The organism is Pseudoroseicyclus tamaricis, assembly GCF_012070395.1.
GTDB classification, from domain to species: domain Bacteria; phylum Pseudomonadota; class Alphaproteobacteria; order Rhodobacterales; family Rhodobacteraceae; genus Pseudoroseicyclus_A; species Pseudoroseicyclus_A tamaricis.
The window spans coordinates 225,237-237,669 of record NZ_JAAFYS010000002.1; the positions used below are offsets into that span (position 1 = coordinate 225,237).

A 12,433-nucleotide genomic window follows, 5' to 3' on the forward strand; every position below is an offset into this window, starting at 1 on the left:
GCTCTGCCCCCCGTCGCCCCGAGGGGCGACTCCCCCCGCGGTATTTTTGGCCAGATGAAACGGGGGCCGTGCGCTCCGGGGAGGCGGTGCGATGAGCGAGCGGCTTTATCTTTACGACACCACGCTGCGCGACGGGGCGCAGACCCAAGGGGTGCAGTTTTCCACAGCCGAGAAGCTGAGGATTGCGGCGGCGCTCGACAGGCTCGGCATCGACCAGATCGAGGGCGGCTGGCCGGGCGCCAACCCGACCGACAGCGCCTTCTTCGATGAGGTGGAGCCGGGGCGCGCCGTGGTGACGGCTTTCGGCATGACCAAGCGCGCCGGGCGCTCCGCCGAGAACGACGACGTGCTGGCGGCGGTGATGAATGCCGGCACCGCCTCCGTCTGTCTCGTGGGCAAGACGCATGATTTCCACGTTACCACCGCGCTCGGCATCACGTTGGAGGAGAACGTGGAGAACATCTCCGCCTCCATCGCCCATCTCGTGGCGAGCGGGCGGGAGGCGCTGTTCGACGCCGAGCACTTCTTCGACGGCTTCAAGCAGAACCGGGCCTATGCGCTGGAGTGCGTGCTGGCCGCCTACGAGGCCGGGGCACGCTGGGTGGTGCTCTGCGACACCAACGGTGGCACTCTGCCGGGGGAGATCGCGGGGATCGTGCGCGAGGTGATCGCGGCCGGCATCCCGGGAGATCACTTGGGCATCCATTGCCATGACGACACGGGGCAGGCCGTCGCCGGCTCCCTCGCGGCCGTCGATGCCGGCGTGCGGCAGGTGCAGGGCACGCTCAACGGGCTCGGCGAGCGCTGCGGCAATGCCAACCTGACGACGCTGATCCCGACGTTGCTGCTGAAGGAGCCCTACGCCAGCGCATACGAGACCGGCGTGACGCTGGAGGCGCTGCGCGGCCTGCGGCGGGTGAGCCGGATGCTCGACGACATCCTCAACCGGGTGCCGCAGAAGCAGGCGCCCTACGTCGGCGCCTCGGCCTTTGCACACAAGGCGGGGCTCCATGCCTCCGCCATCGCCAAGGACCCGCGGACCTACGAGCATATCGAGCCGGAGGTGGTCGGTAACGCGCGCATCGTGCCGATGTCGAACCAGGCGGGGCAGTCGAACCTTCGCGCCCGGCTCGCGGAGGCGGGGATCGAGGTGGAGAAGGGCGATGCGGCACTGCCGCTGATCCTCGACAAGGTGAAGGAGCGCGAATCGCGCGGCTACGCCTATGACACCGCGCAGGCCAGCTTCGAGCTTCTGGCGCTGGAGGAGCTGGGGCCGGCCTCCCGCTTCTTCGAGCTGGAGCGCTACCGGGTGATCTCCGAACGCCGGCGGAACGCGCGTGGCGAGGTGGTCATCGTCTCGGAAGCGGTGGTGACGATTGCCATCGGGGGCGAGCGCATCACTTCCTTCTACGAGAACCCCTATGGCGACGAGATGCAGGATGCCGGCCCGGTCAACGCGCTCTGGAACGCGCTGGCCAAGGACCTCGGCCGCTATCAGGCGCTGGTGGACGACATGCGCCTCGTCGACTTCAAGGTGCGAATCACCGGGGCGGGGACGGAGGCCGTCACCCGCGTCATCATCGACAGCGAGGACAGCGAGCAGCGGCGCTGGTCGACCGTTGGTGTCTCCGCCAACATAGTGGACGCCTCCGTGGAGGCGCTGGTGGATGCCGTGCGCTGGAAACTGATGCAGGGGCAGGCGGCGGGCGCTGCGGCCGGCGAGGCGGCGGAATGAACGGCGCCTTCTTCGCCGTCCACTCGGGCCTGGAGCGCGAGGGACCGGGCGAGCCGGCGGACGTGGCGCGGGCGGCCGAGGTGCTGGGCCTCGCGCGGGACGCCCGCATCCTCGACGCCGGCTGCGGGCCCGGGGCGGACATCGCGGCGCTGCTGGAGGCGGCGCCCGAGGGCCACGTCACCGCCCGCGATACCCACGCCCCCTTCGTGGCGCGGGTGAGCGAGGCCTGGGCGGGCGACCCGCGCGTCGCCGCCGAGGTCGCCTCGATGACGGAGCCGGGCGGGCCGTTCGACCTGATCTGGTCTGCCGGCGCGCTCTACAATCTCGGCCTGCGCGACGGGCTCGGCGCGCTGCGGGAGCTGGTGGCGGAGGGCGGCGCCATCGCCTTCTCCCACCCCTGCCTCTTCGAGCCGGACCCGAACTTCGACCCCGCCGAGATGTGGGGCGACGAGCCGGTGGGCACCAAGAGCGACATCGCCGACGCCGTCGCCGCGACGGGCTGGGAGTCGCTGGAGACGTGGCGCCTCTCCGATGCCGCCTGGGAGCGCTACTACCAGCCGCTGGAGGCCCGCTGCGACGCGCTGGAGCGGGAGGCCTCCGACGACCTCCTCGCCGCCATCGGCGCGTCCCGGGCGGAAATCGCGGCCTGGCGGCGCTGGCGGCGGCAGACAGGCTACCTCCTCACCGTGGCGCGCGCGGCATGAGCCTGCAGGCCTGCGCAGAAACCGTGAAGGCCGGCGACGCCGACCGCTTCCTCGCCGCCATGTCGGTGCCGCCGGAGGCGCGGGCGGTGCTCTTCCCGCTCTATGCGCTGAACGTCGAGCTCAGCCGCGGCGCCTGGGGCACCTCGGAGCCGATGATCGCCGCGATCCGACTGACATGGTGGCGCGAGGCGCTGGAGGAGATCGAGAAGGGCAAGGTGCGCCAGCACGAGGTGGTGCAGCCGCTCGCCGAGCTGATGGGGCGCACCCCCATCACCGCCGCGCTCCTCACCCCGCTGGTCGAGGCGCGGATGACCGAGGCCAACCGCGAGCCGATGGAAAGCCGGGCGGCGCTGGAGGCGCATCTCGACGCCACCGCCGGCACGCTGGCCTGGGCCTCTGCCCTGGGAATGGGCGCCCGGCCCGAGCAGGAGGCGCCGGTGCGCCTCGCCGCGCGGGCCGGGGGGCTGGCCAACTGGTTCCTCGCCGTGCCGGCGCTCCGCGCCGCGGGGATGGAGCCCCTGCCGGAGCCGCCGGGAATTGTCGCGCCCGTCGGGCTGGAATGGCTGGCGCGGGCGCGGCAGGCGGACCTCTCGGGCGTCGCCCCGGCGCTGCGCGCCCATTGGCAGGCTCGCGCCATCCTCACCCGGGCGACGAAGGCGCCGGAGCGGGTGGAGGAGGGGCGGCTGGAGGGCTCTCCCTTCGCCAAGCGCCTGTCTCTGATCGCGAAATCCGCCAGCGGCGGCTGGTAGGCGCCTCCCGTCTCGGGTCGCCTCAGGCCGTCTTCGGCCGCATCGCCAGCCAGATGAGCGCCCCGCCGGCCAGCGTCAGCAGCGGGATCATGGCAAGGTTCACCGCGTTCCACCCCTGCACGACGTCGCCGCCGGAGCAGTTCATCAAGCCGCCCGAGGCGAGGCTCGCCAGCGTCACGCAGCCGAAGACGATGGCATCGTTCAGCCCCTGCACGCGGCCGCGCTCTTCGGGCGCATGGTGCGCGGCGAGCATGGTCGTGGCGCCGATGAAGCCGAAGTTCCAGCCGAGGCCGAGGAGGACGAGGGCGCCGAAGAAGTTCTCCAGCTCCACCCCCGCGAGGCCAACGACGCCGGCGCCGGCGAGCAGCGCCAGCCCGATGCCCATAATCCGCGCCGTGCCGAAGCGGGCGATCAGATGGCCGGTGAAGAAGGAGGGGGCGAACATGGCGAGCACGTGGGCGGAGACGACATCCGCCGCGTTGCCACGCGTGAAGCCGCAGCCGACGACGGCGAGGGGCGTCGACGTCATCACGAGGTTCATCAGCGCGTAGGAGACCATGGCGACGATGATGGCGACGAGGATCGGCGGCGAGCTGAGGAGCTCTCGCACGTTGCGCCCGCGCGGTGCGCCCGGCACCGGGGCGTGGGCGGGCAGGTCGAGAAACCAGACGAGGCCGAGGCCGACGAGGTTGATCGCGGCTGCGGCGAGGTAGGTGCCGATGAAGGGGATCGCCGTCGCCTCCGCCGTCACCTTCACCAGCTGCGGGCCGACGAGCGCCGCCACAAGCCCGCCGGCCATGACGTAGGAGATGGCGCGGGGGCGGAACGCCTCGGAGGCGCGGTCGGTCGCGGCAAAGCGGAAGAATCCCTGCGCGGACATGTAGATGCCGGTCAGGTAGCTGCCGACGAGCAGCAGCCCGAAGGAGCCGAGTGAGATGCCCCAGGCGGCGACGAGCGCGCCGATGGCGCCGCCGAGGCAGCCGATCATGAAGCCGGCGCGGCGCCCGGCCTTCGCCATGAAGGGCGAGATCCACGGCGCCGTGGTCATCGAGCCGAAGACGATGAGCGAGATGGGCAGCGTGGCGAGGCAGGCGTTCGGTGCCAGCATCTGCCCGGCGAGCCCGCCGATGGTGAAGATCATCGGCATCTGCGCGCCGATCAGCGCCTGCGCCGCCACCAGTACGGCGACATTGCGCCGCGCGGCCCGGTCGTTGATCTGGGGGTCGATCGTCTCGGTCATGAAGCTGCGGTAGCGGCAGCAGCAGCCGGGGGCAAGCGCCGGTCGATCAGGTGCGCGAAGGAGCCGCAGACCCGGCCCGCGCGCAGCCCCATCGGGGGCAGGACGGTGCCTTCGGCGTCGGTGGCCTCGAAGAGCGGCATTCCCTTTTCGTAGAGGGTGGTTGCGTAGTGAAACTCATGCGCCGCCCAGTCGCCGGCCATCGGCCCGGCGCCGGCGCGCACCTCCCGGTAGCCCAGATGCAGCCGGCGCTCGGCAAAGGACGTCTCAAGCCGCAGGAGCCCCACCATGGCGTGGCGGAGCCCCTCGGCATCGACGAGCCCGTCACCGAGGGTCATGTATCCTCCACATTCCCCATAAATATCAGATGTTTCTGCAGCATTCCTCAAGCTATTAATAAACTTCGGCGCTCCCGCCAGCCGCCCCGCATGTAGCTCCGGGTACCCGCCCGGCAGGAAGACGACATCCGCCGCCGGCACCGCCTCGTCCGCCAGCGGTGAGAAGAAGGCCAGCTCCGCCCCCGCCGCCCGCCAGTCTTCCAGCACATGCGGATAGGCGAAGGCGAAGGCCTCGTCCCGCGCCACGGCGATCCGCTGGCCCGGCGGCGTCAGCCGCGGCGCCTCTCCCGGAACCAGCTCCTCCGCAAGTGCCTCCAGCGCCGAAAGGTCCACCGCCGCCGACACCGCATCGGCGGCGCGCTCCAGGAACGCCTCGAGATCCGGCCGCTCCCCCGCCTGTACCAGCCCCAGATGCCGGGAGGGATGCGCCAGTCCTGTGTCCCTTCGCAGTGCCCCCAGCACCGGCACACCCAGCGGCGCCAACGCCCCACGCAGCATCCGCTCGTGTCGGTCCGAGCCGACGCGGTTCAAGATCACTCCCGTAACCCGTACCCCCGGATCGAACCCCGCGAAGCCGCTCACCAGCGCCGCCACCGAGCCGGCCATCCGCCCGGCATCCACCACCAGCACCACAGGCGCACCCAGCACCTTCGCCAGCTCCGCCGCCGATCCGCGCCCCTCCGGCGGCGCCCCGTCGAAGAGCCCCATGGCCCCCTCGATCACCAGGAGCCCGCCGCCCCCGGCGCGGGCCCTCAGCCGCCCCGGCGCCATCGCCCAGGCATCGAGGTTCCCGCAGGCCCGCCCCGTCGCCGCCGCGTGGAACGCCGGGTCGATGTAATCCGGCCCGGATTTCGCCCCCCGCACCTCCACGCCCGCCCGCGCCAGCGCCCTCAGCATTCCCAGCGTCACGGTCGTCTTGCCCGCGCCTGAGGAGGGCGCCGCGATCAGCAGCCCGCGCGTCACCAGCTCTCGCTTTTCTCGAAATATCCCGGGGGGAGGCGAAGCCGGGGGGCAGCGCCCCCCTCCGCCCGCGCAGCTCTCACGACCCCAGCCAATTCAGCACGGCCCGCTTCTCCACCACGCGTCCCACGCAGATGATCGCCGGCGGCGCGAGGCCCGAGGCGGCCAGATCTGCCTCCAAAGCCCCCAGCGTCGTCTCCAGCACCCGCTGCTCCGGCAGCGTCGCGTCGCAGACCACCGCCACGGGTTCCTCCGCCGGGCGCCCGGCCGAGAGTAGCGCGCCGGCGATCTGGCCGACATGCTTCATGCCCATGTAGATCACCAGCACCTCGGAGGCGCGCGAGATCGCCTCCCAGTCGAGCTTGTGGGGCGCGGCAGCGCTCTGGTCATGGCCGGTGATGAAGGTGACGGACTGGTTGACGTCCCGGTGCGTCACCGGGATGCCGGCATAGGCCAGCCCGCCGATCCCCGCCGAGATGCCGGGGATGATGCGCATGGGGATGCCGGCAGCCTTCAGCGCCGCGCCTTCCTCGCCGCCGCGGCCGAAGACGAAGGGGTCGCCGCCCTTCAGCCGCAAGACCCGCTTTCCGGCCTGCGCCAGCTCCACCAGCCGCAGCGAGATGTCGGTCTGTTTCGCGGAAGGCTTGCCGCCCCGCTTGCCGGCATGGATCAGCTCGGCCTGCGGCGCGAAGCTCAGGATCTCCGGCCCCACCAGCGCGTCATGGACGACGACATCGGCCTGCCGCAGCCCGTTGAGGGCGTGCAGCGTCAGCAGGCCCGCGTCGCCGGGGCCCGCGCCGCAGAGCCAGACCCAGCCGGGCAGGAAATCTGGCCAGTGATGCGAAGGCAGGTCCATGCCGCGCTATATCGCGCCGATCGCGGCGCTTTTGAAGCCCCGGCGGCGGCGCTCCGCCCTGCAGAGACGACATGGCGCCCGGGGCCGGCGGCGCTTATGCTCCTTTCCATGAGCGAGCCCCCCCTCCGCCGTGGCTGGACGACCGGCGCCTGCGCCACCGCGGCGACGAAGGCGGCGCTCGCGCGCCTCTGGGGCGGCAGCTTCCCGCAGGAGGTCTCCATCCTGCTGCCGAAGGGCGAGCGCCCGGTCTTCCCGCTCGCTCACATGGCGGCGGGCGAGGGCTGGGCGGAGGCGGGCATCGTCAAGGATGCCGGAGACGACCCCGACGTGACCCACGGCGCGCTGATCATCGCCCGGGTGAGCGCCAGCCCGGGCGGCGTCACCTTCCACGCCGGCGAGGGGGTCGGCATCGTCACCAAGCCGGGCCTGCCGATCCCGCCGGGGGAGGCGGCGATCAACCCGGTGCCGCGCAAGATGATGGAGGAGGTGGTGGCCGATATGGCGGCCGAGCACGCCGCGACGCCGGACATCGCCATCACCGTCTCCGTCCCCGGCGGGGAGGAGATCGCGCTGAAGACGTGGAACCCCCGCCTCGGCATCGCCGGCGGGCTCTCCATCCTCGGCACCACCGGCGTCGTGCGCCCCTTCTCCTGCGCCGCCTGGATCGCCTCGATCCACCGGGGGGTGGACGTGGCGCGCGCCACCGGTGCCGCCCATGTCGCCGGCTGCACCGGGGCGACGAGCGAGCGGATCGTGCAGGCGCGACTCGGCCTGCCCGACCACGCCATGCTCGACATGGGGGATTTCGCCGGCGGTCTCCTCAAGTACCTCCGCCGCCACCCCGTCCCCCGGCTGACGATCGGCGGCGGCGTCGGCAAGCTGGCCAAGCTGGCGCAGGGCGCGGTGGACCTACACTCCTCCCGCTCGCAGGCGGACATGGGCCTCTTGGCGGAGTGGGCCGGAGATGCGTCCCTCGCCGGCGCCAACAGCGTGCTGGAGGCGGTCACCCGCGCCGGCCCGCCGCTGGCGGAGGCCATCGCCACCCGCGCCCGCGCGCAGGCGGAGGCGATGCTGCAGGGCGCGCCGGTGGCGGTGGACATCGTCGTCATCGACCGGGCCGGCAATGTGCTGGCGACGGCATGATCCTGCTCCTGGCCGGCACGGCGGAGGCGCGGGTGCTCGCCGGCCTCCTGCAGGCGGAGGGCCTGCCCGCGCTGGCCTCCTTCGCCGGCGCCACGGCGGCGCCCGGGGGTCTCGGCCTCCCCACCCGCACCGGCGGTTTCGGCGGCGAGGCGGGCTTTCTCGCCACCCTCCGCGAGGCCGGCATCACCGCAGTCATCGACGCCACGCACCCCTTCGCCGCCCGTATCGGCCCGCGCACCCGCCGCCTCTGCGCCGGGGCAGGGGTGCCCTACCTGCGCCTGCTGCGCCCCGGCTGGTCCCCCGGCCCGGGTGACGACTGGCGCGTCATCGACAGCCCCGAGGAGGCGATGGACCACATCCCGCCCGGCGCCACCATCTGGCTCTCCGTCGGCCCCCGGGCGCTGCCCTCCTTCGCCGCGCTCGCCCCGCACCGCCTGCTGGTGCGCCGGATCGACCCCACGCCGGAGCCCTTCCCCTTCCCGAACGGCCGCTGGATCATCGGCCGCCCCTCGCCGGACCCGTCGGCGGAGGCTGCCCTGATGCAGGCCCACGGCGTCACCCACCTCGTCACGAAGGATTCCGGCGGCGCGGGCGGCGCCGGCAAACTGGCCGCCGCCCGGGCCCTGTCCCTGCCGGTGATCCTGCTCCGCCGCCCGCCGGCCGGCCCGCATGTCAGGGCGCCCGCCGAGGCGCTCGCCTGGGCGCTGCGCGAGGCGCGCCCGCAAGGGAGCGACGAGCCATGAGCCGCATCGACAGCGAAGACGACCTCCGCGCCGGCATCGCTGCCCTCTCTGCCCGCGAGCCCCGCTTCGCCGCCGTCCATGCCCTCACCGGCGATCCGCCGCTCCGCCGCCGGCCGCGCGGCTTTGCGACTCTGCTGCACATCATCAACGGGCAGATGATTTCCACCGCCGCCGCCGATGCCATCTGGTCCCGAATCAAGGCCGCCGGCCTCCATGACCCCACCGCCATCGCCGCCGCGGAGGAGGCGCTCCTCCTCTCCCACGGCTTCTCCCGGGCCAAGGCCCGCTCGGCCCGCGCCATCGCCGCGGCCGCCCCCGATTTCGAGGCGATGGCCCGCCTGCCGGACGACGAGCTCCTCCGCGCCCTCACCGCTCTCCCCGGCGTCGGCCCGTGGACGGCGGAGCTCTACGCCCTCACCGCCGAGGGCCGGGCGGACGTGCTGCCCGCCGGCGACCTCGCCATGCAGGAGGCGGCGCGCCTTCTCTTCGATCTGCCATCCCGCCCCGATGCGAAGGCCCTCCGCCATCTCGCCGAGAGCTGGTCGCCCTGGCGTGCGGTTGCGGCGCGGCTCCTCTGGTCCTATTACCTTCACCACAAGGGCAGGGCGGGGATCTCATGACACGAGGCTTGCGGACGGAGCGGGTCGAGCCCCGCAGCGGCGAGATGCGCTCGGCGCTCATCTTCCTGCACGGCTACGGCGCCAGCGGCGCCGATCTCATCTCGCTCTCCGAGCCGATGGCCGAGCACATGCCCGACACGCTCTTCCTCGCCCCCGACGCGCCGGAGGCCTGCGCCGCCGCGCCCATGGGGCTGCAATGGTTCCCGATTCCCTGGATCGACGGCTCCTCCGAGCTGGAGGCGCAGGAGGGGCTCCTGCGCGCCGCCGCCGACCTCAACGCCTTCCTCGACGGCGTCATGGTGGAGGAGGACCTGCTGCCCGAACAGGTCGCCGTGCTCGGCTTCAGTCAGGGCACGATGATGGCGCTCCACGTCCTGCCCCGGCGGGACGATCCGGTCGCCGCGCTCGCCGCCTTCTCCGGCCGCCTGCTGGAGCCGGAGCTGCTGACCGACGAGGTGGTCAGCCGCCCGCCGATCCTGCTCGTCCACGGCGATGCCGACGAGGTGGTCCCGCCGCAGTCTCTCCCGGCCGCCGCCGAGGCGCTGCAGGAGGCAGGGTGGAGCGAGGTCTTCGCCCATGTCGACAAGGGGATGGGCCACGGCATCGCCCCCGAGGGCCTCTCCGTCGCGCTGGCCTTCCTGCGCGAGCGGCTCGGCTACCGCGGCGGAGATTGACACCCGCGGGCCGGAGCGGGCCGCCGGGGGGCAGGTCCCTCGCCGCAGCTCGTTAAAATTTGCATGAATTGTCGCGCTCCCGCCCGTATTCCGCCTCGACAGGGGCGGCCGCATGGTGAGTTTGGCGTCAGGAGTTACGAGTGACATGCTGGACAGACTGGTCGATCTGATCGCGCCGCGCCGCCGCGCCGATTTCATCCTGCGCGCGGCGAGCGTGATGGTGGTGGTCAATGCCGTCAACGTCGCGGTCAACGTCTGGGTGAAGGGGATGGAGAGCGTGCCGCCGCTCGAATACCTCGTCGCCAGCACCGTCGCCTTCCCCTTCATCATTCTCGCGCTCGCGCTGCTGCAGCGCCAGCGGCGCCTGCAGGAACAGCTCGCCGCGCTGGCGATGACGGACATGCTCACCGGTCTGCCCAACCGCCGCGGCTTCGAGGCGGCGGCGGCGCGCACCCCGCCGGCGGCGGTGATCGTCGCCGACATCGACCACTTCAAGCGCATCAATGACAGCTTCGGCCATGCCGCCGGCGATTCCGGGCTGCGGCAGGTCTCCGAGCGGCTGCGCACCTCTCTGAGGCCGGGCGAGTTCGTGGCGCGCATCGGCGGCGAGGAGTTCGGCATCCTCATCACCGCCGACGAGGAGGAGCGTGTCGCCGCAATCGCCGCGCGCCTCGTCAATCCCTTCTCGCTCGACCTCGGGGGCGACCTGCCGGGGCCGGAGCTGACCCTCTCCTGCGGGGTCGCCTACGCGCGGGACGGTGATGAGGTGTGCAAGCTGGTCAATTCGGCCGACCGGGCGCTCTACCGTGCCAAGTCCGCCGGCCGCGCCCGCCTCGTCGTCGACGGAGAGCCGGAGCCCATCCGGCCCATGGCCATCGTCTGCTAGACCGCAAGACACCGTAAAGGCCTTTGGGGCATCCTGCCCCGGGCGCTATGCTGATCCGCACCTGACCTGCAACGCCACGCTCAGGAGACCGGGGTGACGAAACTGATACGCATCCTCGCGCCACAGAGCCGGCTGGGGTTTGTCATGAGGCTCCTTGCGCTGCTGGCCGCGATCGTCGCGTTGAACCTGCTCGTGGACCTCTCCATCACGGGGCTCGACGGCTACAACCTCTACGGCGACGTGCTGCTGCCGGTCCTTGTCGCGACGCCCTTCACCGTGCTGGCGCTCCTGCTGGTGCAGCATCTCGTGCGCCTGCAATCCAGCCTCGCCGAGCTGGCGGGGACGGACATGCTGACGGGCCTGCCCAACCGCCGCCAGTTCTTCGCGCTGGCGGAGGGCGAGGGGGAGCTGCAGGGCACGCTGATCCTCATCGACATCGACCACTTCAAGCGCATCAACGACACCTACGGCCACCAGGTGGGGGACCTCTGTCTGGGCGCCGTCGGCCGCCACCTGCGCGCCACGGTGCGCGAGCGCGATCTCGTGGCGCGGATCGGCGGCGAGGAGTTCGCCGTCTACCTCACCGGCGCCGGGATGGAGATGGCGGAGCGGATTGGCCACCGCGTCATCGCCGAGCTGCCGGTGGAGACGGATCTGGCGGCCGGCATCGTCCTCACCGCCTCCGCCGGCGCGGCGGAGAGCTGGCCGGGCGCCACCCTGTCGGAGCTGATGAGCGCCGCCGACGGGGCCCTCTACCGCGCCAAGGCAGAGGGCCGCGCCCGGCTCGTCTTCGCCGTCGCGCCGGGGCCCGCCCCGGGGTGACGCCGCAGGGGCCGCGATCTGCGCCAGCGCCTGTCATCCGGGCGACATATCGCCATGGCAAGGCAGGTCCCATGCCCCGCATCATGTTGGGCTTGCGCGGAAAGAGGCGCCAGATATAGTCCCACTGACGGGCCGCGACGCCCCCCGGCGGAGTGAGCGCAGTCAGGCGGTCAGAAGGGGTGCGTGACATGGATGTGGAGTTCAGAACCAACTTCGTCCGCAGCCCCGGCGCGCTGAAGCAGCATCCCGCGCTCGTCCTCAATGCCGATTATCGCCCGCTGAGCTACTACCCCCTTTCCCTCTGGCCGTGGCAGGAGGCGGTGAAGGCGGTGTGGCTCGACAGGGTCGATATCGTCGCCGAGTACGATGAGAGGGTTCGAAGTCCGTCGACCTCGCTCAAGATCCCCTCGGTCGTCGTTTTGAAAGATTACGTCAAACCCCAGAAGCGCGTGGCTTTCACGCGCTTCAATCTTTTTCTGAGGGACGAATTTCGCTGCCAGTACTGCGGCAGCCGGGGCGACCTGACCTTTGACCACGTCGTGCCCCGCGCCCGCGGCGGCGTGACGAGCTGGGAGAACGTCGTCGCCGCCTGCGGCAGCTGCAACCTGCGCAAGGGCTCCAAGAGCCTGCGCCAGAGCGGCATGGGCCTGCGCAAGCCCCCGCGCCAGCCGGGCGCGGAAGAGCTGCGCAACCAGGGCCGCAAGTTCCCGCCGGGGCACCTGCACGAGAGCTGGCTGGATTTCCTCTATTGGGATGCCGAGCTGGAGGCCTGAGGGCCGTCTGGACCTCATTCGCTCCGCTGCCGCTCCTTCCCACCGCGCGGAATCAAGGCCGCAGGCCGGCGCGCGAGCGCCGGCCCGTCCCCACGGGCTGGCGCTCTGGTGAAGGCAGCGCCTAGCCCACCGCCGGGAAGGGTGTGGCGGCATAAAGCACACCAGCGGCGCCACAGGAGCGCCACCCCACGGG

Annotated in this window: 13 protein-coding genes; 10 read left to right on the forward strand and 3 right to left on the reverse strand. The window is 72.0% G+C overall.

Translation table 11 applies throughout. The annotated features are described in order from the left end of the window. Positions 1-91 precede the first annotated feature (91 nt). From cimA to GY170_RS07430, 3 genes are read left to right on the forward strand one after another with little or no spacing between them, the layout of a single operon-like run. Entirely contained in the window at positions 92-1,735 is a 1,644-nt protein-coding gene (gene cimA / locus GY170_RS07420) for a citramalate synthase (RefSeq protein WP_163891622.1), read from the forward strand. Beyond that, on the forward strand, positions 1,732-2,439 hold the full coding sequence (locus tag GY170_RS07425) for a class I SAM-dependent methyltransferase (RefSeq protein WP_163891624.1): 708 nt from the start codon (positions 1,732-1,734) through the stop codon (positions 2,437-2,439). Before cimA ends, GY170_RS07425 begins: the two co-directional genes overlap by 4 nt. Next, a complete protein-coding gene (locus GY170_RS07430; RefSeq protein WP_163891626.1) occupies positions 2,436-3,188 on the forward strand; it encodes a squalene/phytoene synthase family protein in 753 nt (250 codons plus the stop codon). The genes GY170_RS07425 and GY170_RS07430 overlap by 4 nt, the downstream gene beginning before the upstream one ends. A 22-nt stretch (positions 3,189-3,210) precedes the next feature. Here GY170_RS07430 and GY170_RS07435 read toward each other — a convergent pair whose 3' ends face one another. From GY170_RS07435 to cobA, 3 genes are all read right to left on the reverse strand, one after another. Continuing rightward, complete coding sequence (locus tag GY170_RS07435; RefSeq protein ID WP_163891628.1) at positions 3,211-4,428, reverse strand: MFS transporter; 1,218 nt, start codon at positions 4,426-4,428, stop codon at positions 3,211-3,213. Further along, a complete protein-coding gene (locus GY170_RS07440) occupies positions 4,425-5,726 on the reverse strand; it encodes a cobyrinic acid a,c-diamide synthase CobB (RefSeq protein WP_163891630.1) in 1,302 nt (433 codons plus the stop codon). The genes GY170_RS07435 and GY170_RS07440 overlap by 4 nt, the downstream gene beginning before the upstream one ends. A 76-nt stretch (positions 5,727-5,802) precedes the next feature. Beyond that, a complete protein-coding gene (gene cobA, locus GY170_RS07445) occupies positions 5,803-6,579 on the reverse strand; it encodes a uroporphyrinogen-III C-methyltransferase (protein ID WP_163891632.1) in 777 nt (258 codons plus the stop codon). A 108-nt stretch (positions 6,580-6,687) separates the two neighbouring features. Here cobA and GY170_RS07450 point away from each other — a divergent pair, with 108 nt between their 5' ends. The 7 genes from GY170_RS07450 to GY170_RS07480 all read left to right on the forward strand — a co-directional run bounded on the left by GY170_RS07450 (position 6,688) and on the right by GY170_RS07480 (position 12,240). Further along, on the forward strand, positions 6,688-7,722 hold the full coding sequence (locus GY170_RS07450) for a cobalt-precorrin-5B (C(1))-methyltransferase (RefSeq protein WP_163891634.1): 1,035 nt from the start codon (positions 6,688-6,690) through the stop codon (positions 7,720-7,722). Beyond that, positions 7,719-8,465, forward strand: coding sequence for a precorrin-6A/cobalt-precorrin-6A reductase (locus tag GY170_RS07455; RefSeq protein ID WP_163891636.1), 747 nt, complete (start codon positions 7,719-7,721; stop codon positions 8,463-8,465). The genes GY170_RS07450 and GY170_RS07455 overlap by 4 nt, the downstream gene beginning before the upstream one ends. Continuing rightward, positions 8,462-9,085, forward strand: coding sequence for a DNA-3-methyladenine glycosylase family protein (locus tag GY170_RS07460; protein ID WP_163891638.1), 624 nt, complete (start codon positions 8,462-8,464; stop codon positions 9,083-9,085). Before GY170_RS07455 ends, GY170_RS07460 begins: the two co-directional genes overlap by 4 nt. Beyond that, positions 9,082-9,759: an alpha/beta hydrolase gene (locus GY170_RS07465; protein ID WP_163891640.1), complete on the forward strand. Its 678-nt coding sequence runs from the start codon at positions 9,082-9,084 to the stop codon at positions 9,757-9,759. The genes GY170_RS07460 and GY170_RS07465 overlap by 4 nt, the downstream gene beginning before the upstream one ends. 145 nt (positions 9,760-9,904) lie before the next feature. Further along, positions 9,905-10,645: a GGDEF domain-containing protein gene (locus tag GY170_RS07470; RefSeq protein ID WP_163891641.1), complete on the forward strand. Its 741-nt coding sequence runs from the start codon at positions 9,905-9,907 to the stop codon at positions 10,643-10,645. A 93-nt stretch (positions 10,646-10,738) separates the two neighbouring features. Further along, entirely contained in the window at positions 10,739-11,467 is a 729-nt protein-coding gene (locus tag GY170_RS07475; RefSeq protein ID WP_163891643.1) for a GGDEF domain-containing protein, read from the forward strand. A 188-nt stretch (positions 11,468-11,655) separates the two neighbouring features. After that, a complete protein-coding gene (locus GY170_RS07480; protein WP_163891645.1) occupies positions 11,656-12,240 on the forward strand; it encodes an HNH endonuclease in 585 nt (194 codons plus the stop codon). Positions 12,241-12,433: the final 193 nt, after the last annotated feature.

Excerpts from the sequence above, each read along its gene's own strand:
- GY170_RS07455 (WP_163891636.1), top strand. The coding sequence starts at position 7,719 with ATGATCCTGCTCCTGGCCGGCACGGCGGAGGCGCGGGTGCTCGCCGGC.
- GY170_RS07480 (WP_163891645.1), top strand. The coding sequence starts at position 11,656 with ATGGATGTGGAGTTCAGAACCAACTTCGTCCGCAGCCCCGGCGCGCTG.
- GY170_RS07430 (WP_163891626.1), top strand. The coding sequence starts at position 2,436 with ATGAGCCTGCAGGCCTGCGCAGAAACCGTGAAGGCCGGCGACGCCGAC.
- GY170_RS07450 (WP_163891634.1), top strand. The coding sequence starts at position 6,688 with ATGAGCGAGCCCCCCCTCCGCCGTGGCTGGACGACCGGCGCCTGCGCC.
- GY170_RS07470 (WP_163891641.1), top strand. The coding sequence starts at position 9,905 with ATGCTGGACAGACTGGTCGATCTGATCGCGCCGCGCCGCCGCGCCGAT.
- GY170_RS07460 (WP_163891638.1), top strand. The coding sequence starts at position 8,462 with ATGAGCCGCATCGACAGCGAAGACGACCTCCGCGCCGGCATCGCTGCC.
- cobA (WP_163891632.1), bottom strand. The coding sequence starts at position 6,579 with ATGGACCTGCCTTCGCATCACTGGCCAGATTTCCTGCCCGGCTGGGTC.
- GY170_RS07425 (WP_163891624.1), top strand. The coding sequence starts at position 1,732 with ATGAACGGCGCCTTCTTCGCCGTCCACTCGGGCCTGGAGCGCGAGGGA.
- GY170_RS07435 (WP_163891628.1), bottom strand. The coding sequence starts at position 4,428 with ATGACCGAGACGATCGACCCCCAGATCAACGACCGGGCCGCGCGGCGC.
- cimA (WP_163891622.1), top strand. The coding sequence starts at position 92 with ATGAGCGAGCGGCTTTATCTTTACGACACCACGCTGCGCGACGGGGCG.
- GY170_RS07465 (WP_163891640.1), top strand. The coding sequence starts at position 9,082 with ATGACACGAGGCTTGCGGACGGAGCGGGTCGAGCCCCGCAGCGGCGAG.